The sequence below is a fragment of the Polyangium fumosum genome (assembly GCF_005144585.1).
GTDB classification, from domain to species: domain Bacteria; phylum Myxococcota_A; class Polyangia; order Polyangiales; family Polyangiaceae; genus Polyangium; species Polyangium fumosum.
The window spans coordinates 54,036-75,871 of sequence record NZ_SSMQ01000038.1; the positions used below are offsets into that span (position 1 = coordinate 54,036).

At 69.5% G+C, this 21,836-nt stretch carries 15 protein-coding genes; 6 read left to right on the forward strand and 9 right to left on the reverse strand.

What is annotated here, in order from left to right; all coding sequences use genetic code 11:
* Positions 1-54: 54 nt before the first annotated feature.
* On the forward strand, positions 55-1,071 hold the full coding sequence (locus tag E8A74_RS30540; protein ID WP_136932630.1) for a peptidylprolyl isomerase: 1,017 nt from the start codon (positions 55-57) through the stop codon (positions 1,069-1,071).
* Positions 1,072-1,074: 3 nt separating this feature from the next.
* Here E8A74_RS30540 and E8A74_RS30545 read toward each other — a convergent pair whose 3' ends face one another.
* The 3 genes from E8A74_RS30545 to E8A74_RS30555 form a co-directional block, all read right to left on the reverse strand.
* Entirely contained in the window at positions 1,075-2,202 is a 1,128-nt protein-coding gene (locus E8A74_RS30545) for a prohibitin family protein (protein ID WP_136932631.1), read from the reverse strand.
* A gap of 37 nt (positions 2,203-2,239) precedes the next feature.
* Positions 2,240-3,739: a DUF2330 domain-containing protein gene (locus tag E8A74_RS30550; protein WP_136932632.1), complete on the reverse strand. Its 1,500-nt coding sequence runs from the start codon at positions 3,737-3,739 to the stop codon at positions 2,240-2,242.
* A gap of 153 nt (positions 3,740-3,892) precedes the next feature.
* The gene (locus E8A74_RS30555) at positions 3,893-4,690 is read right to left on the reverse strand and encodes a hypothetical protein (protein WP_136932633.1); all 798 of its coding nucleotides are present in this window, start codon (positions 4,688-4,690) and stop codon (positions 3,893-3,895) included.
* A gap of 87 nt (positions 4,691-4,777) precedes the next feature.
* Between E8A74_RS30555 and dusB the strand changes: the two genes are divergently transcribed.
* The 5 genes from dusB (at position 4,778) to E8A74_RS30585 (ending at position 14,346) form a co-directional block, all read left to right on the forward strand.
* Positions 4,778-5,764 (forward strand): tRNA dihydrouridine synthase DusB, encoded by a 987-nt coding sequence (dusB, locus tag E8A74_RS30560; protein ID WP_232379822.1) that lies wholly within the window; start codon positions 4,778-4,780, stop codon positions 5,762-5,764.
* A gap of 594 nt (positions 5,765-6,358) precedes the next feature.
* Positions 6,359-8,788: a dynamin family protein gene (locus E8A74_RS30570; RefSeq protein ID WP_136932635.1), complete on the forward strand. Its 2,430-nt coding sequence runs from the start codon at positions 6,359-6,361 to the stop codon at positions 8,786-8,788.
* Entirely contained in the window at positions 8,785-11,541 is a 2,757-nt protein-coding gene (locus E8A74_RS30575; RefSeq protein WP_136932636.1) for a helicase-related protein, read from the forward strand. The genes E8A74_RS30570 and E8A74_RS30575 overlap by 4 nt, the downstream gene beginning before the upstream one ends.
* A 159-nt stretch (positions 11,542-11,700) precedes the next feature.
* Positions 11,701-12,192, forward strand: a complete 492-nt coding sequence (locus E8A74_RS30580; RefSeq protein ID WP_170229490.1) for a response regulator — start codon at positions 11,701-11,703, stop codon at positions 12,190-12,192.
* Between the two features lie 39 nt (positions 12,193-12,231).
* Positions 12,232-14,346, forward strand: coding sequence for a S16 family serine protease (locus E8A74_RS30585; protein WP_136932638.1), 2,115 nt, complete (start codon positions 12,232-12,234; stop codon positions 14,344-14,346).
* Between the two features lie 197 nt (positions 14,347-14,543).
* Here E8A74_RS30585 and E8A74_RS30590 read toward each other — a convergent pair whose 3' ends face one another.
* The 6 genes from E8A74_RS30590 to E8A74_RS30615 form a co-directional block, all read right to left on the reverse strand.
* A complete protein-coding gene (locus E8A74_RS30590) occupies positions 14,544-15,005 on the reverse strand; it encodes a hypothetical protein (RefSeq protein WP_136932639.1) in 462 nt (153 codons plus the stop codon).
* 141 nt (positions 15,006-15,146) lie between these two features.
* Entirely contained in the window at positions 15,147-15,680 is a 534-nt protein-coding gene (locus E8A74_RS30595; RefSeq protein ID WP_136932640.1) for an Hsp20/alpha crystallin family protein, read from the reverse strand.
* Between the two features lie 409 nt (positions 15,681-16,089).
* The gene (trmFO, locus tag E8A74_RS30600; RefSeq protein ID WP_136932641.1) at positions 16,090-17,481 is read right to left on the reverse strand and encodes a methylenetetrahydrofolate--tRNA-(uracil(54)-C(5))-methyltransferase (FADH(2)-oxidizing) TrmFO; all 1,392 of its coding nucleotides are present in this window, start codon (positions 17,479-17,481) and stop codon (positions 16,090-16,092) included.
* 67 nt (positions 17,482-17,548) lie between these two features.
* Positions 17,549-20,134: a type I DNA topoisomerase gene (topA, locus tag E8A74_RS30605; protein ID WP_136932642.1), complete on the reverse strand. Its 2,586-nt coding sequence runs from the start codon at positions 20,132-20,134 to the stop codon at positions 17,549-17,551.
* 87 nt (positions 20,135-20,221) lie between these two features.
* Positions 20,222-21,136 carry a DNA-processing protein DprA gene (locus tag E8A74_RS30610; protein WP_136932643.1) on the reverse strand — a complete coding sequence of 305 codons (915 nt, stop codon included), beginning with the start codon at positions 21,134-21,136 and terminating at the stop codon, positions 20,222-20,224.
* Between the two features lie 49 nt (positions 21,137-21,185).
* Entirely contained in the window at positions 21,186-21,836 is a 651-nt protein-coding gene (locus tag E8A74_RS30615) for a hypothetical protein (protein WP_136932644.1), read from the reverse strand.

The following is a 21,836-nucleotide window of genomic DNA, read 5'->3' on the forward strand; positions in this document are numbered from 1 at the left end:
TCGGGTGATTCGCTCGCGGACCCCCGGCCGCACTTGTGCTACGTCGTGCCCGGCATGCGCTCTCGTCAAAGGCTCGTCGCTCTGGGTCTCGTCCTCGCCGCCGCGCTCGCCCAGCAGCCGGCCGAAGCCATCGTGGTCGAGCGGATCGTCGCCGTCGTGGGCGACGAACCCATCCTGCTCTCGGAGCTCCGCGCCCGCGCCAAGCCCTTCCTCCTGCAGGTCCAGCAACGCGTGCGCCCCGGCGCCGAGCAGGCCGCCGCGGAGTCGCAGGTATTCAAGGACATGCTCGAGACGATGATCGATCAACGCCTCGAAGCGCAGGCCGCCGAGCGCGCAGGCATCACGGTCACGCCCGACGAGGTCGAAAACGCCTTCCGCAACATCGCGAACGCCCAGGGGATCTCGACGGCCGAGCTCTTCCGCGAGGCGAAGGCGCGCTCGGGCCTGACGGAGCAGGAATACCGCGACGAGATCCGGCGGCAGATCCTCGAAGGCAAGATGCTGCAGCTCCGCGTGAAGGGGCGCGTGCGCATCACCGAGGACGACGTGAAGGCGACGTACGAGCGCACGTTGCGCGACGAGCGCAAGCGCCGGGACTACCGCCCCTCGTGGATCGTGCTGCAGATCATGCCGGGATCGAGCCCCGAGGCGATCGCCGAGCGAAAGAAGCTCGCGGCCGAGATCGTGACCCGCGCGCGGGCAGGGGAAGACTTCGCGGCGCTCGCGCGCGCCTACTCGGACGAGGCGAACACGCGCGATGCGGGCGGCGACCTCGGGATCCGCGCCCCGATCGGCTCGCCCCAGACCCAGCAGGGCCAGCGCCCGGCGCTCTCGCCCGAGTTCGAGAACGCGGTGATGCCGCTCGAACCGGGGCAGGTCAGCGACGTGATCGAGATGGAGAAGGGCCTCGTGATCATGAAGCTCATCTCGCGCCAGCCCTCCCGGTACACGACGTACGAGGCGGCCAAGGGCGAGATGGTGCAGCGCCTTCAGACGGAGATCCTCGAGAAGGCGAAGCGCAAGTGGCTCGACGAGCTGAAGAAGCGCACGCACCTCGACGTGCGCTTGTAGCCTTCACTTCTTCGGTTGTTCGGCGGGCGGCGCGGGAGGCGCCGCGCCCTCGGGCGCCTTCGCCGGATCGGCCTTCTCGTCCTTCGCGTCCTTCGCGCGCTCGGCCTCCTTGCGCTCCATCTCCTCTTCCTGACCGAGCAGCTCGAGCAGCTTCTTCTCGTCGTCGTCGCCGCCCTTGCCGAGCTTCGAGGCGTCGAACGTGAGCATCGGCATCGCGCCGCCGCCGTTCATCACCGGCAGACGGCCGTTCCAGCGCTCGAGCGCGCGGTACTGAAGCACCGACGGCGTCATCGAGTACTTGAGGATCAGGTTCGACCTCGCCTCGGCCTTCGCCGTGATGAGCTTCGCGTCCGCCTCGCCCTGCGCGCGCGCACGCGCCGCCTTCGCCTGCCCTTCGGCCTGCGTGACGGCCTGCTCCGCCTCCGCCCGCACCTGACGCACCCGGTTCTCCGCCTGGATCGCCTGCTGCGTCGCCTCCATCGCCCGGTTGATCGCGTTCGCTACGTTCTCCGGCAGACGAAGCGCGCCGTTGATCGTGAGCTGATCGATCACGAACCCGTCCTTGCCGAGCTGCTCCTGCATGCGCTGCGCGACGTTCTCCACGAGCTTGCCCTTGCCCGACCCGTAGATCTCCTGCACCGGCATCTGCGAGGCCTGCATGTTGAAGCTCTCGCGCATCGCGTTGCGCACGTAGCCGTTCGCGAGATCCATCAGGTCCGACTTGCGGAACCGGCCGTAGAGCTTCGGCGCGAGCGTGGGCTCGATGTGGAACGAGAGCCCGACGTCGGCGTTGATGTTCACGCCCTCCTGCGAGGAGAACGTGATCGAGCTGTCCCGCGCGTTGCTCTCGTGCGGATCCTTCGTCCAGACGATGTTCTGCACGCTCGTCGGGAACAGGATGATCTGCTCGGTCAGCGGGTTGAAGAACACCCAGCCCTGCACCGTGGGGCTCTTGTCGACGCCACGCTCGTCCCCCGCGAGCTTGACCTTGATGCCGACGTGCCCCGCGTCGACACGCAGAACACACGACGAGAGGGCGATCGCCAGGATCGCGAGCCCGACGGCCACGAGGGCGATGCGTTTGATGAGGTTTGCAGGAGGCGGGGTCGAGAAGGGGCGGACGGTTGCCATGGCACTCTCGCGCCTAGCATATCGAAAAGGAGAAGGCTCAGGCCCTCGTGGCGCCGAGCCGCCGGCGCGCCGCCACGGCGATCGCGGCGAGCGCCATGCCGAAGCCAACGACGAGCGGGCCGCGTCCGTCGCCGCTGGTCTTCTTGCCAGCGCCCGGGACCGGAGCGGCCGAGCCGTCGCCGCAGAAGGCGTCGACGTTCGTGCCGATGCGCGCCTGATGCATGTTGTCGACGGTCTCTTGCAAGGCCGCGGGCTCGAGGACGAGATCCTTGCCGAGCGCCGCGCGCGGCAGGTTCGCTTCGAGCCGCGTGAGCCAAACGTCCTTCGGATGCAGGCCGTTCATCGCGACCGCGAGGTCGTCGAGCGGGCCACATGAAAGCGAGCGCGCGTCGATCTCGCCCGCCCCGACCTCGCCGCAGGAGGGATCGTCGAGCGGCACGCCCGCGGGGCACGGGTTCGAGACCATGGCGCCGCTCTTGCCGACGTTCGCGAAGGACGCCGAGCACGCGCCGTCCGTCGTCTCGGCGTTCGCGAGGCCCTGCTGCACGTACGCCGCCGCGATCGTGTCGGCGAAGGCCCCGTTGCCGGCGGTCGTGTACGTGCGGAACCCCTGGAAGCTGAAGAGACCAGGGAGCTGCGAGAGCAGGCCGCCCTGGAACGCGAACGCCGTGAGCCACGACGCGCCGCCGTTCTGTTCGAGCACCTTCGTGCGGAGCTCGCCGTAGTTCGACGCCTGCGTCTTGAAGTCCCACGAGAGCAGATCGACCGGCACCACGGCGTTGTTGAAGTTCTTCGCCTCCCAGCGGCCCTCGGTGATCATGAAGAGCGTGATCGCGACGTTCGCGCCGCTCCCGATCGCGACCATGCGCAAGGGCAGCGTGGGGCTCGCGCCGAGCTGCACGACGCGCACGGGCTTCATCGCCTTCACGTCCTTGCCCGGCAGGAGCTTGATCGCGATGAAGTCGAACTTCTCCGCGACGTAGGCGTCGATCACCGGCTGCGTCGAGGGATCGATCGCGTACCCCGCGCTGTCGAGCCATCCATTCAGCGCGCCGGGCGTGTCCGTGCTGAGCGTGACGGTCTGATACGGACCCGCGGTGCCGCGGTGGACGACCGTGACGCTTGGTCCGCCGCCGTTGCTGCCATCTTCCGCGGCCGAGAACGCACGACCCCCGAGCGAGTCGCTACAGCCGAAGCCACTGCCACCGCTGTTGCCGCAGTCGACACTCGCCTGAAAGATCTGCGTGGTCGTCGCGGCGTCGAGCGTGTCGAACCAGGCGTCGGTGGAGACCTCGATCACCGCGCCCGGCTTGACCGGCAAGACCCACGCGAAGCTCTCCGGATCGCCGTCGTACTGGATCTGATCCCAAAGCACCGTCTGCTTCGGCGAGATCGAAAGCGCCATGCGATGCGCCGAAACGACGGTGCTCTGGCTCGGCGGAACGAAACACCCCCCGCACGCCGCGGCCTCGTCGGTCGCAGTCAAAGAAGCGAGAAGCGTGGCGGCGAGGACGGGGACGACAAAGCCGAGTCGCATGGGGAAGGTCTCCTCTCGGGCGAGAGCCTTAAGAAAGGTAAGCCAAGGCGTGGGCGCTTTCAGCAAAAGCAATGCCGACCCGAAGGCGCGCATTCACGGCGAAATGCTGCGCCAGAGTGGGCCATGCAGGGCGAAGGCGCCGCGGGGTCCGCTTCAGCGCGGAAGCGAGGACACGTCGATGCGGCAGGAGACGGGGAGCGCGAGGCCGACCTGCTCCAGGGAGATGGGCGTTTGCGTGATGGCGTTCGGCGGCTCGCACGCGACGAGGTGGAGCGGCGCGGTCTGGGACTCGGCCACGCGGGCGAAGGCGCGCGCGCGCTCGACCCAGCGCTTGACGAGCTCGGCCCGGTGCGACTCGGGGTCGCGGAGCTTGAGCTCGGGCGCGCCGAAGGCGACCTCGAGCTCGGGGGCGCCCTCGCCTCCGGAAGGCACGAGCGCGTCTTCTTTGCGTGAGGCCTCGACGAGCCCCGCGACGAGCTTCGCGCGCGCCCAGTAGCCCGCCTCCGCGGCGAGCGGGACCTCGACCGCGCCGTCCACGGTCACGACGAAGTGCGCCGGCGGCGGCTTGTCGTCCTTCACCTTCGTGTACGCCGGAGCCGCCGTGGTGTTCGCGCCGAGCATGGCGATCGTGGCCGCGCCGCCCGTGGACGCGCCGAAGCGCTCCTTGAGGGCGAGCGTGGCCTTCTCCAGAAGGTCGAGCCCGGCCTTCGGATCCGCGAGCTCGACGCGCAGGACGAAAGGAACACACGCGAGGTCCGGGCGCACGACGAGCGCGCCGCGCGTGTCGCCGTGGCTCGGGATCGAGGGCCCGCTCGGCGCGGAGAACGCGGACGACGCGCCGCCGTACGACGAGCTCGCGAGGAGCGAGGGCGTGCTCGGCTCGGGGACGGCCGCGCCGCACGCGGTGGCGAGGAGACCGAGCAGAAGCGGGACAAGACGGACTTTCTCCATGGGGCGGCGAGTCTACCCGCAATCACGCCGGGATCGCTGGCGCGTCCGTCTGCCCCGTGCTCTAACCTCTCCCCTTCGAGAACCGCCGTGCCCTCCGACCGAACGCTTTTTCAAAAGCTCTTCTCCTCTCGGCCCGTGATCCTCGCGCCGATGGAGGACGTCTCCGACGCCGTCTTCCGCAAGCTCTGCCGCGAGCTCGACGCCGAGCTTTGCGTGACGGAGTTCGTGAACGTCGAGGGCCTCCTGCGCGGCTGCCGCAACGCGCGCCGGAAGATCACGCTCGCCCCCGACGATCAGCCGACCGCCATCCAGATCTACGGCTCGGATCCCGACCGCCTCGCCGAGGCCTCCGAGATCGCCGCGGCCGCGGGCCCCTCGTTCGTCGACATCAACTGCGGCTGCTGGGTGCCGAAGATCGCGGGCCGCGGCGCGGGCGCGGGCTGGCTCCGGAACCCGACCGCAATGGTGGAGATGGCCGCGATGGTCGTGCGCCGCGTGTCCATGCCGGTGACGGTGAAGACGCGGATCGGCTGGGGCCCCGAGTCGGAGATGCCGATCGTGGAGCTCGCGAAGCGGCTCGAAGGCGCGGGCGTCTCGGCGTTGACCATCCATTGCCGGACGGCGCAGATGGGCCACTCGGGGGCGGCGGACTGGACCTGGGCGGCGCGCGCGAAGAGCGTGGTCGGCATCCCGGTGATCGTGAACGGCGACATCAAGAGCGCGGAGGACGCGCAGCGCGCGCTCGCGGAGACGGGCTGCGACGGCGTGATGGTGGGCCGGCGAGCGATCGAGCACCCGTGGATCTTCCGCGAGGCGAAGGCGCTGCTCGAGGAGGGCCGGTTGATCGAGCCGCCGACGCCGGAGGAGCGAATCGCGCTCTGCAAGAAGCACCTCGTGATGAACACGGAGGAGCGCGGCGAGCCGCAAGGCGTGCGCGTGACCCGGCGGCACCTCGCGGGGTACCTGCACGGGCTGCCGGGCGCGGCCGCGCTCCGGCGCGCGCTGAATGCGTGTGACTCGCTGGAAGGCTGCCTCGCGATTCTGGACGAGGCGCTCTCGCGACGGGCAGCCTGACCGACCCGACGGGGTGGTGACGGCGCGCGTTCGAGTGGGCTAAACTACGAGTAGACGCGTCTCCAAGTCGCCTGCGCGCGTCTCCAAGACGCCTGCGCGCGTCTCCAAGTCGCCTGCGCGCGTCTCCAAGTCGCGTGCACGCGTCTCCAAGTCGCCTGCGCGCGTCTCCAAGACGCCTGCGCGCGTCTCCAAGACGCGTCTGCGCGTCCCCGGAGTCGGTTGAGGGCGTCTCGAAGTCGCGTGCACGCGTCTCCAAGACGCCTGCACGCGTCTCCAAGACGCCTGCGCAGGTCTCCAAGACGCGTCTGCGCGTCCCCGGGGTCGGTTGAGGGCGTCTCGAAGTCGCGTCCGCGCGTCTCCAAGTCGCCTGCGCGCGTCCTCCGGGTCGATGGAAGGCGCCTCGAAGGCGCGCGCGCGCGTCTCCAAGTCGCGCGCACGCGTCTCTGACGTGCATCCTCTGGGCTTGATCCGCCCTCCGGAAGGGTACCTGGTATCCGACAGAACAGGACGTGCATCCTGTAAAACTACGGCAGGCCTTGGTAGCCTCGCAGTCAGTTCTCCTGGTCTCGTGCTCATCCCCCGAAAGGACGCTTCATGTCGGATCTCGAGCCGCACATCGATCGACTCCTCGCCTGGTACACGACCAGGGCTCGGCCCTTCCTTGAGCAGCACGCACCGCTGAGCCTCGAGTCCATCGACAAGCGCAGATCCGACGTCGAGAAGCTCTCACGCTCCGTCGACGACGAGGTCGCCGTCTGCTTCCTCGGCGACGCGGGCGTCGGCAAGAGCACTCTCCTCAACGCCATCGTCTCGCCTGATGTCAACGTCCTCCCCCACGGAGGCATCGGCCCGCTCACCGCACAGGCCACCGTCGTCAGGTACGCGGAGAACCCCTACTTCCGCGCCACCTACCTCTCGAAGTCCGCGCTGAACCGCATCCTCTTTGCCCTCGCCCGCACGCACGAGCTCGCGCAGAAGCGCGCCGAACGCGCGAGCTTCGCCGCGGAACTCGGGCAAGAGCTCGACGAGGAAGACCGACGGGAGGCCGAGTCCGCCCTGCCCGTCCAGGAAGCCGACGCCCCCGCGGAGAACGGCAAGCTCGACGCGTACAAGAAGCAGGTCCGCCTGCTCATCCAGGGCAGCCAGGAGGGCGAGCTCGATCTGCCCTACCTCATCGAGGGCCTGTGCGCGGCTCTCGGGCAGAAGCCACGCTTCGGGCTCACGATCGCGGACGCGGACGCGACACGCATCGAGCGGATCCGGCAGTGCCTCCAGGTCGCGACGGGGGACGGCGTCCACCGCGAGCGGCGCGCCGACGGCGACCGGAAGGGTTTTCTCGCCGAGCTGCGCGAGCACGCCTCCGGCTTCCTCGCTCCCCTCATCAAGAGCCTCGAGGTCGGCTGGAACAGCGAGGCCCTCCGGGGCGGGCTCGTGCTCGTCGATCTGCCGGGCGTGGGGGTGGCGAACGACGAGTACCGCAAGGTGACGTCGAAGTGGGTCCGCACGCACGCGCAGGCCGTGGTCCTGGTCGTCGGCAACCGCGGTGTGACGGAGGCCAGCGCCGAGCTGCTGCGCTCGACGGGTTTCCTCGCGCGCATGCTGCACGACAGCCACGACCCGAGCGCGAAGCTCGCCTCGCTCTCCGTGGCCGTGGTGAAGGTCGACGAGATCGCCGAAAGCGACTGGCTGCAAGAGAAGTCCGTCGACCCGGAGGCGGCTCGCAAGTGGAACGTGCATTTCCGCGAGAACTGCGAGCGCGCGGTGCGCCTCGCGCAGCAGCAGATGCGGGCGCAGCTCGAGAAGCTCGTCGCCGACGGGCCGCAGGCGACCCTCGACGAGCGACGTGAGGCCGTGGCCCGGATCCTCGAGACGATGCAGGTGCACGCCGTCTCGGCCCCGCAGTACCGGCTCTTCAAGAAGGACGACGACGAGGCGCCGCCGCGCATCAAGAGCGCAGAAGAGTCGCGGATGCCGGAGCTCGTGACGTCGCTGCAGAAGGTGGCCGAGGACCATCGGGGTCTCCGCAAGGAGCGCGCGAAGGCCGCCGCGGCCGACTTCCAGAAGCGCGTGTTCACGGTGATCGACCTCGTGCGGGCGCAATGGGAGGAGAACGCGCGTGCGGAGAAGGAGGCGCAGGAGCTCCGCGAGGAGCTCGAGACGTTTCTCGCGCCCAAGCAGCGCGAGCTCGACGCGCGCCAAGGCGCGTTCCGCGAGTTCCTCCGCGAGAGCATCCCGAAGGAGATCGAAGCGCGGATAGCGGAGGCGGCTTTGGCTGCGCAGGTCGACATAGGAAAACAACTCCGCACGCTCGGGGACATGCATTGGGCCACGCTTCGGGCGACGGTGCGTAAAGGCGGCGCCCACGAGACCCGGAGCGGCAAGCACGTCGACCTGCCGAATCATCTGGCCACGCGATTCGAAGAACCCGTGGCGTCGGTATGGTCGAAACACATCCTCACGGAGCTGCGGAAGCGCACCAAGGAGCTCGGCGCGGATTACGTGGGGATGGTCGGCGAGGTGGTCGCGTGGGCACGCGGACAAGAGGCCCGCGTGAAGCCGCGTATCGTCGAGGCGCTGCACGAGAGCCTCGACGCGCAGACGAAGGAGCTCGCCACGGTCGGCAAGGACGCGGTGGACGACCTGAAGAACAAGGTGCGCAACGAGCTCCACGGGAAGCTCATCAAGAAGGTGCGCCAGAGTTGCGAGAAGTTCGTCGAGGAAAAGAAGGACGTCGGGCCCGGCGTCAAGCAGCGAATCCTCGACCATTTCCGCGACGAGCTGGCCGAGACCGTCGTGGAGGGGGCGCGCCCCGTCGCCGCGAAGGTCCTCCTGAGCAATTACAAGGAAGTCCAGCAGGAGATCGGCGAGCGGCTCTCCGTGTATCGAAACCCGCTGGAAGCCGCGCGCGACGCGATCGTGCAGTCCCACGAGGACGGCGTTCGCCGCAGCGACGCGCAGAAGCGCCGCCATGTTCTCGAAGAAATCGAGACGATCCTCGCCGAGGTCCCCAGGGGGGACGCGTGACGGGGCTGCGCGTTCTCTTCCGCAGGCCGGAGGAGGGCCAGACCTGGGCCCTGCTCAGCCGGCGCGACGAGTTCGGCTTCGAGGACCTCGACCTCCTGCGCCCGCCCGGGCGATTCTGGGGGGACGGCGATCTCTCTCGGGCCGACCGTTTCGACCCGGTTTTGCAGGTCGAGTCGCGGCGCGTTCATGCCGTTCCCACGCCCGCGGCGCTGCTCGTCGAAAAGCCGGACGATAGCTGGATGGCGATGACCCGACGCAGCCTGGCTCGGCTGCTCGCGTGGTTCCTCGTCGTCGAGGATCCGCAGCGAAGGCTCGAGGCGCAGGCGATCGTGACGCTCGCGCACCAGGCGAGCGTCGTGCAGCACATCCTGCAACAACCCTCGCTCCGGCGCGTGCTGCTCGCCGACGAGGTGGGCCTCGGCAAGACGGTGGAGGCAGGGCTGCTCATCAAGCAGGTCCTCGCCCAGAACCCCGGCGCTCGTGTCCTCTACCTTTCTCCCGCGCGCCTGGTACGCAACGTGCGGAACGAGTTTGAAAAGCTTGGCCTCTCCTCGTTCCGCCTCTGGATCGCCAGCGCGGACCGGGACGCCAAGCTCACGGACCCTCATATCGTCGCCAGCATCCACCGCGCCTGCCACAAAGGCCGCATCGACGAGGTCCTCGCGGCTCCGCCCTGGGACATGATCGTGGTCGACGAGTGCCACCACCTCTCGGATTGGGCGCCCGGTGGTGGGAGCCCCGTGGCGCAATACAAGCTCGTGGAGAAGCTGGCCGAGCGGCTCAGCGAGAACGGCCGCCTCCTGCTCATGAGTGGAACGCCCCACCAGGGGCATGGCGCCCGCTTCCAGAACCTCCTGCGATTGCTGCGCACGAAAAAGGAACCCGAGTCGCAGCTCGCCGGGCGCGTCATTTACCGGACCAAAGAGGACGTGCGCGACTGGGACGACCAGCCGCTCTTCCCGAGCCGACAGGTGAACCCTGTGTGCGTCGTGGATCTCGGCCGCGACCACCAGCGTTGGCTCACGGAGATCCACCGGTTCTTCGAGCCCGGCCGCGCGGAGCGAGGAGACAACTCGGCGCAGCGCCGCGCGGCGGGCTGGCGCGCGGGGCAAGCGCTGCAATGGGCCACGTCGAGCGTGCAGGCCGGCCTCGGTTATCTGGTGCGTCAGGCCATCCGCGCGAACTGCAAGCCCGAGACGCTCCCCGGGCTCGAAGCGGCGCTCGCGGCCATCCGGCCCTATCGCCGAGGCTCCGCTTCCGAGCCCACGCGCGAGCTCTTCGCCCGCATCGCTGGGGAAGTGCGGCAGCAGATCGAGGACGCAGACGTCGAGGACATCGAAGACCTCTCGGACGAGACGAAATGGCGCCCGGACCTCGGGCACCTGAGCGAGCTGCTCGAGGACGGCGTGGAGCTGCTCCGCGCCACGGGCGACGCCAAATGGAATCGCTTGTACGAGAAAATCCTCGAGCCTGCGGGCGACGAGAAGGTCGTCCTTTTCGCGCAGCCGATCGAGACGGTCACCGCCATGGCGGCCTATCTCGAGCGGCGCACCGGCGAGCGCCCCGCGCTCATCCTCGGTGGCCAGTCCGAAGAAGAGCGCGCCGCCGAGGTCGAACGATTCTGTCAGGAGAGCGGCCCGCAATACCTGGTCTCGTCGCGCGCGGGCGGCGAGGGCTTGAACCTGCAGGTCGCGCGCCGGCTGGTGCACCTCGACGTGCCCTGGAACCCGATGGAGCTCGAGCAGCGCATCGGCCGCGTACATCGATTCCTGTCGCGGCGCACCATCCTCGTCGACACGCTGGTCGTGAAGGACAGCCGGGAGGTGGATACCTACGATTACGCCCGCCAGAAGTTACGCATGATCGCAACCACCATGGGCACCGAGGATCGCTTCGAGGCGCTCTTCGGACGGGTGATGTCGCTCGTACCACCGGAGGAGCTGTCGGACATCCTGGGCCAGGGCGCCGTGGGCCCCCTCTCTCCGGACGAGCAGGCGCGCCTCACGACGCTCGTGACCGAGGGATACAACCAGTGGAAACGATTCCACGATCGTTATTCACAACAGCAAAAGCAGATTCGTGCCCTCGATCCCGGGGAGGCGACGTGGCGTGACCTCGCGACATTCTCCCGGGCGTATCTCGGTGCGACGACGGCCGAGGGGTTCTCGTCGCTCCGGTTCCTCAGGCAGGACGAAGAGGTGGTCGAGGCGCCGCAGAAGGCCGAGGTGTTCTCGATCGAGGGGACGCTCTACGCGTGTGGTGACCACGGGGGGATGCCGGTGACGCGGGACGACGGGACCAAGGCCGAGCGGTTCGGCTTGAACGTAGCCGCGGTCGCGAAGGCGCTGCGCGCACAGGCGTTCCCGACGGCGCTCACGGGCGCGGCGCATGTGCGTTGGCCCGAAGACGAACCGAGGCCCCACGAGGGTACGTTCGGGGTGCTCGTCCTGGTGCGGCAGTCGGTGCGCAGGGAGCAGGGCGCGACCGCGGAGCAAGGGGCGACGCTGCACTGCGTGGTGGTGACCGGGGCGGGCGATGTTCGGACGGTGGAGCCGGGAGCCAAAGGCACGCTGCTGCGAGCCCTCGGGCGCGGGACGGTGCGACGCGAGCCTGAAGAGGCACCGGCGCTCGTCGCGGCCATGCAAAGAGCCGAGGCGGCGCTGTTCCAGGAGCTGCGGCCGCCGAACGAAACGGATCTCGAAGCCAACATCAGGCACGCCGTGACGCCCCTCCTGGCAGCCATCGTCTCGTGAATGCAGCGTGGGCGTGATCCGCCCGCTCGTCTTCCTGCGCCTCGGGCTCGCCTCGGGCTCGCCTCGGGCTCGCCCCGACCTCGCATGACCGTGCACCCCGATGGCAAGGAAGCCCGCTGCGTGGCGTACTCGGCCTCCGGTAAGCTCGCAGGGGGGGCCATGCGTTCTGCTTCTGGTATCCGACCGGGACTTTCCAAGAACCGCGACGGCTCGACAAAGGACGGCCGGCGTATCCTCGTCGCTGACGACGACGCGACCCGCAGGCGCCTCATCGGCGCGCTCCTCGTCGAGAAATACGCGCCCGCGGTCGCCCTCGAAGCCGCCTGCGTGCCCACCGCGCTCGAAGCGCTCCTCGTGCGGCACCCCGATCTCGTCGTCGCCGACCTCGGTTTGTCTGGGCATTCTCAGGGCGGCTTTCGCCTGATCCTCGACGCGGCTTCGCTCGGCGTGCCGGCGGTGGTCACGAGCGGGCCCATTTCACGTGCCCTCGAAGAGCGGCTCGCCCAGCTCGGCGTGGGGTGGGTGCCCAAGGGTTCGTCGGAGCAAACGCTCCTCTCCGCGATCGACCGCGCCCTCGAAAAGCCGCGCGGGGCCGAGCGCGGAGGTGAGCCCCGGAAGGTGCCCTCGGGGCCCAGGATGCATACAGCGTGAGCGGCGCGTCCGTGGCGAGCCGCGAGCGCTGAAAGCGGGATGTCGCGAGACAAACACCAGGCAGCCGGGCCCCCTTCGGAGACCGGCGAGCGAGGAGAGCTCGACGCCGCCCTGGCCGCCGAAGGCCTCGACGACGAGCTTTTGCGCCAGCTCGGCCACCTGCTCGAAATGGAGCTCGTGGATCCGCCGCGGCGCACACGCAAAGAGCCGCTGCGGCGTCGCGCCGAGGCGCATATCGTGGTGGCGCGCCTGTCCTTCGAGGCGCGGCTCTCGGATCGCGCCGAGGTGGAGGCGCACGCGGCGCTCGCGCTCGCGCCGGACGACGAGGCGGCCCTGGGGCTGCTCGCGGCGATTCACCACGCGCGCGGCGAGCTCGGCGCGGCCATCACGCTGCACAGCGAAATGGCGGCCCGCGCCGGCGGCGAGCCCTCGGCGCTGGCCACGCTCGGGCGGCTCTTCGAGGCGAGCATGCGCGAAGAATCGCCGTCGGCCCGCGCGCCGCACGTCGCGCCCGAGGCGGGGCCCTTCACGGGTTTGTCCGAACTCGAGCACGCGTTTCGCCTGGCCTTCGCGGGCAATTTGCAGGGGGCGCTGCGCATCGTGGATCGGGTGGCGGCGCGGGCGCGCACCGAGGCGCGGGGCGTGTACAAGCTCGCGATGCTGGAGCGCGCTTTTTTGCTGGAGCAAGCGCAGGACGTGCGGGGCGCGATCACCACGCTGGAGCGCCTCGCCGACGAGCCGGGGCTCGCGAGCGACGTGGAGCGATTGCTCTGCCTCTCGCTCCTCTATGAACGAGAGGGAACCCCCGAGCGAATCCGCCGCGCGCTCCGGGCCGTGCGATATGCCTACCTCGTCACGCGGCGCCCGACCTTGCTCCGGCGTATCGCGCGGCTCGTGGGCAAGCTCGGCCATACGCGCCTCGCCGAGCTGTTCGAGGCGCGTTACCTGGAAGTCTTTCGCCGCCGCATGCACGTGCTCTCGCTCCGGGAGGCCGCGCGCGCGCTGCCGACCGTGTACGTGCCGCCGGAGGGTTTGTCCGTCTTGCCGTTCGGGCATCGGGCCGTGCAACACCTCTTCGATCGGATCCGGGATCGCAAGCGCCCCGAGCACCGCAGGCGCGCCGCCGCGCTCGCGCTCTGGAGCGGCGATGCGGCGCGCGCAGAGGCGATGTACGCGGAGCTCGATAAAGAGGGACAAACCACCCCGGTGGATTTGCTTTATCTCGCCGATGCGCTCGAGGCGCTCGGGGAGCACGCGCGCGCGCGTTTGGCGCGGCGGCGCGGGGTCGCGGGGCTCGATCGACCGGACGCCGCGGCGCTCGCGCGGCTGCTCGGGCACGACGATGCGAACGCAGAGGACGCGCGGGAGGCTTTGGGATCCCCGGAGCGGCTCGCGGAGGCGGCGTCCGTGCTGCGGGCGCGACGCAAGACGCACCCGGAGGATCGCGCGGCCGTGCTCTCGCTCGCGCGCCTGGCCGAGGCGCGAGACGAGGTCGACGTGAAAGCACGATACGAATCCCACGCGCGCGCCCTCGCGGACGCCGCGCGCACGCCGCGCCCGTACGTGCTCGCCGCCGCCGCATGGCGACGCGGCGGCGAGGTGCGCGGCGTGATTCACGAGCTCTGGGCCGATAGCCGCCGCACGAAGCGGGGCCGCGGCGGCCTCGACGAAAAGGACGTCCTCGGCTCGGTCGCGCCGGACCTCCGCGCCCGCGCGGTCTCCATCTTCCAGGCCGTGCGCGCCTTCGTCCGATCTCGATATCCCCACCGTGTCGATCCCGAGCTCGACGACCGCCGCTTTCTCCTCCGTTTCACGAAAGACGACGAGCCCTCGTCCGGCGACAGCGCCGGCCTGCCCATCGCCGTCGCTTTCGCGAGCGTGATGCTCGGGCTCTCCACGCCGAGCGACGTCGCCTTCTCCGGCGCCGTCATCTGCGACGCGCACGACGTCCTGTCGCTCGCCCGCATCGGCGACGTCGACGCGAAAATCGAGGGCGCCTACGAGCGTCGCCTCTCGCGCATCGTGCTCCCCGCGCAGAATCGAGACGACGTGACGCACGCCGAGCGAGTGCCGCGCAAGATCGCCGAGCACATGGTCGTCTTCGCGCGGACGCTCGACGAGGTCCTCGAAGCAATGTTTCCCGAGCTGGTTTGAAGGATTTCGCCCCGCGGCGCGGCGCCGCGAACGCGCGCTCGCGTCGACGCAACGGCGCGCTCGCGTCGACAAATGCGAAAATGGGCCTCGGCCGCCGTCACGCGAACGGTGACGGCGACCTAGACCCAATGGCGCGTGGAGGGCGCGCCGGGAGACCGGCCGGCGGGCGGCCCGTCTCCCGCTTCAATCGCTTCCGATCAGAAGCCGCACGCGCGGCACATCGCCTCGTACTGCTGACGAGCGATCTCGCGCTGACGCACGATCTCGGCCGTGAAGGGGGTCCACCCCGTCCACGGCGTGGCTGTCGTGTGGCTCAGGCCGCTGCGCTGCGCGAAGAACGGGTCGATGCTCGTCGGCAGGCCGCCGAGGTGCTGCGCGCCCGCCCACGCCGGGACCGACTGCATGGCGTAGTTGAACGGGTACACGCCGTACGGCGAGTGCCCGAGGCCCGCCGTGTAATCCACGCGCGGATCGATGCCCTGCACGGGCACGCCGAACGGGGCGGCGGGGCCGAACTGGGTATGCGAGAGACCGGTCATGTCGCGGTTGATGTCGCGGCTCAGGCCGATCCGCTGCGTGCGCGCCAGCACCTCGATCGTCTGGGCGAGGTAATCGTTGAGGACGCGAAGGTTGTTGATCTCGAAGGTCTTGGGATCCATGTTCGTACCCCCCTGAATCAGGGCTCGTGCACTATCTCCGCCCCGGGGCCCTATGCCCCGGCGCGGCACTACCTTTCCAGCGCGGAGCGCCAGAAATCCTTGCCGGGTGCGGGAATCGCGCATGCGCCGCACCCGAAAAACTCATTTCACGTCGATCGGGACCTCGGTCGCGTCGTTCCCCTGGCCGTCCGTGGGAATCGCGATCGTGAGGACGCCGTCGCGCAGCGTCGCCTCGATCCCCTCGCGCCGCGCCCGCGGCGGCAGCGCGATCGTCCGGAGGATCGGCCCCTTGCGCCGCTCTTCCAGCCGCATCATTCCCGCGAGCGATCGCGAAGCCCCGCGCTCGCCGCGAATCGTGAGCGCGTCGCCCGTCACCGACACGGCGAGCTGCTCGCGCGGGCATCCGGGGACGTCCACCATCACGCGCACCTCGCGCTCGAGCTCGACGACGTCGACCGGCGGCGGAAGCGGGGTCTCTCCCCCCTTGCCGCGCGGGTCCACCGCGACGCGCGCCTTCTGCTCGAGGAGCGCCTTGAATTGCCGGTAATGGCTCTCGGCATGGGAGGCGGGATCCACCTCCGGCGGAAGCTCATAACGACCCGGCTTGATGGCACGTCCGGTGAGCGATTGGTACACGCTCGCGACCTCGGCGATCGCCTGCTCCACGTTCAACATCGAAGTCCCCTCCAGGAAAATGCCGCGATGGCCGTCCGGGGCGATTGAAAGCCCGCCGAGACGCGCCGAAGTGCACAGAAACGCGCCACCTCGCGCATTTCCTGTTCGCCGCAACCGCGACGAGAAAGGACACTACGCGGCTCGTCGCCGCCTGTCTGTCGGTCGCGACAGTGTTATCGATTCAGGAGCTTCCGGATCGCCGGACGTAGAATGCCAGAGCCCTGACGGCATTTCCCGGATGAACCCGCAATACCTCGGAAATCCCTTGGTTTTTCGGCTAGGGGATCGCGGCGAGGTTCGCCCACGTCGGAGCGCGCGAATATGCCCAGCCAAAACAGTGATATGCCCGGACGATACACGCATCCGCCCGCGCCAAACGCGCGTATGCCCGGACGCGACGCGGGCGTGATCAGAGCGCCGAGTTTTTCCAGGGATCGAGATCGGCGAGCGCGCGCTCGGCCATCGCCTCGTACCGCGCGCGCTTCGTGAGCCTCGACTTCGTGCCTTCGAGCGGCGGCAGGTGCGCCCACGTGATGTTCGAAGGCTGATACGAGGGCTGTTCGCGGCCGAGGTGCGTGACGATGCCGCCGAGCGCCGTCGTCTTCGGCGGCGGCGCGAGAGGTTTGCCCGCGAGCCGCTGCGCGAGGAGCACCGCGCAGACAAACCCCGCCGCCGCGCTCTCCACGTAGCCCTCGACGCCCGCGACCTGCCCCGCGAGGAAGACGCCCGGCATCCGCAGCATCTCCATCCCAGGGCCGAGCACGCGCGGCGCGTCGACGAACGTGTTGCGATGCACCGAGCCGAAGCGCAGAAACTCCGCCTCTTCGAGGCCCGGGACCATCCGGAAGACGCGGAGCTGCTCGGGGTACTTCATGCGCGTCTGAAAACCCACCATGTTGTACGCCGTCGCGGCGACGTCCTCGGCGCGGAGCTGGATCACGGCGTGCGGCCGCCTTCCCGTGCGCGGATCGACGAGCCCGACAGGCTTCATCGGCCCGTACGCGAGCGTGCGCTCGCCGCGCTCGGCCATGACCTCACAAGGCAAACAGCCCTCGAAGTAACGCACGTCCTCGAACTCGCGCGGCGCGACCTTCTCCGCCGCGACGAGCGCCGCGACGAACGCGCGGTACGTCTCCTCGTCGAAGGGGCAGTTGACGTACGCCTCGTCGCCGCTCTCCTCGGCGTCCTCGGCCATCATCTTGCGGCCGGGCTCCTGGGCACGCTCGGCCGTGCCCTTGCCCCAGCGCGACTGCTTCCACACCTTCGACCAGTTGATCGAGTCGGCGCTCAGGATGGGCGCGATCGCGTCGTAATAGGCGAGGTGCTTCGTGCCGACGGCCTCGGCGATCGAGGAGGCGAGCGCGTCGGCGGTGAGCGGGCCCGTCGCGAGGATGACGGGACGCTCGTCGCGGGGGATCTCGGTGACCTCGCCCGTCTCGACCGTGATGCGCGGGTGCTCGCGCATGGTCGTCGTCATCTCGGCGCCGAAGCGCTCGCGATCCACGGCGAGCGCGCCGCCCGCGGGCACGGACGTTCGATCGGCGACGCGCATGAGGAGCGAGCCGACGCGGCGGAGCTCCTCCTTGAGCAAGCCGACGGCGTTCGCGAGCGCGGCGCCGCGCAGCGAGTTCGAGCAGACGAGCTCGGCGAAGAAATCGCTCGTCTGCGCGGGCGTACGGCGCGCGGGCTTCATTTCGAGCAAGCGCACGTGGTGGCCACGTTCGGCGAGCTGGAAGGCGGCCTCGCAGCCGGCAAGGCCGGCGCCGACGATGGTGACGTCGTGGGAACGAGCTTCGGTCATGGTGTCGGGGGCGGAGGCGCGCCCGGACGAGCAGGCGCGCCTTGGGGAGGGAGGATCGAGGGGGTGATCAGGCCGAGGCTCGGCCGTTGCTCTTCGACTTCGTCGGCGTCTTCGTGGCGCCCTTCTTCTCGGCCGTCTTGGCCGCGGCCTTGGGCTTCGCCTCGGCCTTGGGCGCGGGTTTCGGCTCGGCCTTGGCCTTCGGTGCAGTGGGTGCGGGCTTCGGCGCGGCCGTCGCGTCGGCGTCCGCCGCCCCGCCCTCGCCCTCGTCCCCGGCTACGCCCTCCGGCGCGGCGCCGGCGACGCCCGCCTCGTCCTCCTCGGGCACCTCTTGCTTGAAGCCGCAGTCCTTCGTCGCGCAGACGAGCATCGGCTTCTTGCCGGCCGTGCGCGTCAGGAACTTGGCGCCGCAGGTGGGGCACGGGGTGGCGATGGGCTTCGCCCAGAGCTTGAAGTCGCACTTCTGCTCGGCGTTGAAGTTCGAGCAGCCGTAGAACGTGCGCCCGCCCTTCTTGCGCGGCCGGACCTCGATGAGGTCGCCGCCGCACTGCGGACAGGCGACGCCGAGGGGCACGGGGCGCGCGTTCTTGCAGGCCGGATAGCCGGTGCAGGAGAGGAAATCCCCGAAACGGCCGGTGCGGATCACCATGGGCTTGCCGCACTTGTCGCAGGTGATGTCCGTCTCGCGCACGGCCTGCGCGTTCGCGGAGAGGTCACGCGTGGCCTTGCACTTGGGGTAGCGGCTGCAGCTCAAGAAGTAGCCGTTCTTGCCCCACTTCTTGATCATCTCTCCTTCGCCGCACTCCTCGCACGGCTCGCCCGTCTTCTCCGACGGCGGCTTCCACGAGGCGAGCTTCTTCGCCGGCTCGAGCTGCTGGCGGAAGCGCTTGTAGAAGCGCTTGAGGAGCTGCTCGCGCTTGATCTTGCCGGCGCCGACCTCGTCGAGCTCCTCCTCCATCTGCGCGGTGAAGTTCGGATCCATGAAGTCGAGGTTCGAGCGCACGAGGCCCTCGACCACGAACTTGCCGAGCTGCGTCGGCTGGAACGCGCCGCCGGGCAGCTTCTCCACGTACGCGCGCTGCTGCACCTTGCTGATGATCTCGGCGTACGTCGACGGCCGGCCGATGCCGCGCTTCTCGAGCTCACGCACGAGCGAGCCTTCGTTGTAACGCGCCGACGGCTGCGTGAACTTCTGCTCCGTCACGACGCCGGGCGTCGTCGAGAGGCGGAGCACGTCGCCCTCGTTCATCTCGGGCAGGAGCGCGTCGCTGTCCTCCTCGACCGGCGCGGCCTTCGCCGCCGCCGTGGGCTCCGGGGCCTCGCCTTCCGCCGCGGCCTCTTCCTCGCCCGCGAAATCACGCTGCCCCTCGGTGACCTCGAGCCAGCCCTTGTCCTTGAGCACGCGCCCCGTCGAGCGGAGCATGTACGACTTGCGCGACGCATCGTCGCGCGTCGGCTCGGCCTGGATCTCGACCGTCGTGCGGTCGTAGACGGCGGGCGTCATCTGCGAGGCGACGAAGCGGTTCCAGATGAGCTTGTACAGCTTGTACTGCTCGTCCTTGAGGTGCTTCTTGACGGAGTCCGGGTGGATGTTGACGTCCGTCGGCCGGATCGCCTCGTGCGCGTCCTGCGCGTTCTTCTTGGACTTGTAGACGTTCGGTTTGTCCGGCACGAACGACTTGCCGTACCGCTTCTCGATCGCCTGGCGCACCTCGGCGACGGCGTCGTCGCTGACACGCGTCGAGTCGGTACGGATGTAGGTGATGAGGCCGACCGGGCCGCCGTCCTGCTTGAGATCGACGCCTTCGTAGAGCCCCTGCGCGACCTGCATCGTGCGCTTCGTGCCGAAGTGCAGGCTGTTCGTCGCGTCCTGCTGGAGCTTCGACGTCGTGTACGGCGCGGGCGGGTTGCGCTTCTGCTCGCGGCGCGTGACCTTCGCGACCTTGCAGCGCGCGCTCTCCAGATCGGCGCGCACGAAGGCCGCCGTCTCGCCGTTCTTGACCTCGAACTTCTCGCCCTCGGCCGCCGCGAGCTTCGCCACGAAGGGCGCGCCGCTCGGCGCGGAGAGGCCGGCGGAGACGTTCCAGTACTCCTCGGGGACGAACGCATCGATCTCGCGCTCACGGTCGACGATCAGCCGCAGCGCAACGGATTGAACGCGGCCGGCGGACAGACCGAAGGCGAGCTTCGACCAGACGAGCGCCGAGACGTCGTAGCCCACGATGCGATCGAGCACGCGGCGAGCGCGCTGGGCGTCGTAGAGGTTGATGTCGAGCGGCCGCGGGTGCTGGACGCCGTGGTCGACGCCCTTCTTCGTGATCTCGTGGAACTCCACGCGCTCGACCCGGAGCTTGTCGTCCTGGATCTCCTCGAGGATGTGCCAAGCGATCGCCTCGCCCTCGCGATCAGGGTCGGTCGCCAGGAGCACCGCGTCCACCTTCTTGGCCGCGTCCTTCAGCTCCTGGAGGACTTTCTCCTTCCCGACGATGACCTCGTACTTCTCGGTGAAGTCGTTCGCGACGTCGACGGCGTTCTGGTTCTTGGGCAAATCCTTCAAATGCCCCTTGGAGGCGACGACGTCGTACCCCGAGCCGAGGTACTTCTTGATCGTCTTCGCCTTGGCCGGCGACTCCACGATGACGAGCGTCTTGGCCATCACCACCTTCTGATCGAGCAAATTGCGTGAGGACGAAGGGAAAACCCAGGGGGCCCGCTCGGCTCAACAACGAGCAGGTGGGCCCATCTAGCGCTTGCCCCGCCGGTAGGAGCCGGCGGGGCCCTCTACTACTACGGCCTGTAGTGTCAACGTCAAGAGCGCCCCAGCGACCGCAGGAAGAGGCGCTCCGACCGTATCGCAGATCACGTCAAGGTGCGTAGGGGTGTCCCCCAAAACACCAAGAACGGCCTTTTCGAGAGGATCGAAGCTCCCTTCGAAGGGGAGCGGGAGGTCCCGCGCAGGGAGCCGCGGCTCCGTCTCCGTGCGCCGTTTGCGAGGAGAAGGGCCGTGACCCACGGCGCCGAGGACGTCCGCCATGCAAGTGACGGCGCGGGCCCCCATGGCTAGCTCCTCCGCGCAGCCCGCGCCAGCCTCGGACCACGGAGGATGCGGGACGACGCCGAGCGGGCGACCGAGCTTGCGCGCCGCCGCAGCCGCCGAGCGAGCGCCGCTCTTGAGGCCCGCCTCGACGACGACGGTCGCGAGCGTGAGCGCCGCGAGGACGTGGTTTCGCGCGAGAAAATGCTGAGGGCGCGGGGGGATCGTGTCAGGCAAGCGCGAGAGCAGCGCGCCGCCCGCGGCGAGGACACGATCGAAGAGAGGCACGTGTTCGCGCGGGTACGGGCAATCGAGCCCGGCGCCCGTGACGACGACGGTGCGCCCGCCGGCCTCGAGCGCAGCCTCGTGCGCAGCCGCGTCGATGCCGAACGCGCCGCCGGACCAGATGGCGAAGCCCGCGGAGACGAGGTCGCGAACAAGGACGCGCGTGAAGGCGCGCGCCTCGGCGCTGGCCGCGCGGCGGCCGACGACGGCGACGCCGGGCAAGGTGGGAAGGGCGCCGCGCAAGTACAAGGTCGGCGGGGCGCGCTCGGGGGTGGCGAGGGCGCGGAGGACGGCGGGATAAGCGGGCGCGTCGGGCGCGAGGACGATGGAGGGAGGCACGCGTGTCCATCGACGGCGCGCGGCGCGAGTTGCGCGAAATCGTCTCGCTTCAACGTTCGCGGGTGACGGGGCGGAACTGCTGGACGAGCACCATGCCGGAGCCTTTGCGCACGGTGACCGAGAGGTTGCCGAGGAAGGGCTCGAAGAAGGAGAAGCAGTCGTCCTTGCCGCCGATGACGGCGGTCGGGCCGGTGCGCGCGTCCTCGGCAACGATACGCACGGGCGCGGGTTCGCTCGTGGTGAGGAAAGCGTCGACCTCGACGACGCCGAGGCCGCCCTGCGCGACGACGGTGACGCAAGCGCCGACCGGATACGAGACAGGCACCCACGCGCGTTGTCCTTCCGCGAGCGTCACGCCGAACCGCGCGCCCTCCGCGGACATGCCCGCCGTCTCACCGCGCACCGAACCATCAAACGCGAGCCCGAGGACACGCGAAGGCTTGACGTCGGGGAGGAGCGGGAGCGCAGGCGCGGCGTAATGGTCGAGGAAGAGGCGCGCAGCCTCGGGATCGGGCACGTGCGCGGGCGCGGCGTCCGCGGCGACGGCAGGCGCGGCGGCGGAGGCGGAAGCCGCCACGGTCGCAGAGGAGCGGCCACGGCGCGGGGGGAGCGGGTCGATGACGAGCGGCTGGGAGTCGGCGCGGGAGCCACACGCGGGGAGGAGCGTGGCGGCACAGACGGAGACGATCACGAGGCGCAT

Coding starts and splice junctions, on each gene's coding strand:
- E8A74_RS30585 (WP_136932638.1), top strand. CDS start 12,232: ATGTCGCGAGACAAACACCAGGCAGCCGGGCCCCCTTCGGAGACCGGC.
- E8A74_RS30545 (WP_136932631.1), bottom strand. CDS start 2,202: ATGGCAACCGTCCGCCCCTTCTCGACCCCGCCTCCTGCAAACCTCATC.
- E8A74_RS30570 (WP_136932635.1), top strand. CDS start 6,359: ATGTCGGATCTCGAGCCGCACATCGATCGACTCCTCGCCTGGTACACG.
- E8A74_RS30555 (WP_136932633.1), bottom strand. CDS start 4,690: ATGGAGAAAGTCCGTCTTGTCCCGCTTCTGCTCGGTCTCCTCGCCACC.
- E8A74_RS30590 (WP_136932639.1), bottom strand. CDS start 15,005: ATGGATCCCAAGACCTTCGAGATCAACAACCTTCGCGTCCTCAACGAT.
- E8A74_RS30580 (WP_170229490.1), top strand. CDS start 11,701: ATGCGTTCTGCTTCTGGTATCCGACCGGGACTTTCCAAGAACCGCGAC.
- E8A74_RS30595 (WP_136932640.1), bottom strand. CDS start 15,680: ATGTTGAACGTGGAGCAGGCGATCGCCGAGGTCGCGAGCGTGTACCAA.
- E8A74_RS30550 (WP_136932632.1), bottom strand. CDS start 3,739: ATGCGACTCGGCTTTGTCGTCCCCGTCCTCGCCGCCACGCTTCTCGCT.
- trmFO (WP_136932641.1), bottom strand. CDS start 17,481: ATGACCGAAGCTCGTTCCCACGACGTCACCATCGTCGGCGCCGGCCTT.
- E8A74_RS30615 (WP_136932644.1), bottom strand. CDS start 21,836: ATGCGCCTCGTGATCGTCTCCGTCTGTGCCGCCACGCTCCTCCCCGCG.
- topA (WP_136932642.1), bottom strand. CDS start 20,134: ATGGCCAAGACGCTCGTCATCGTGGAGTCGCCGGCCAAGGCGAAGACG.
- E8A74_RS30540 (WP_136932630.1), top strand. CDS start 55: ATGCGCTCTCGTCAAAGGCTCGTCGCTCTGGGTCTCGTCCTCGCCGCC.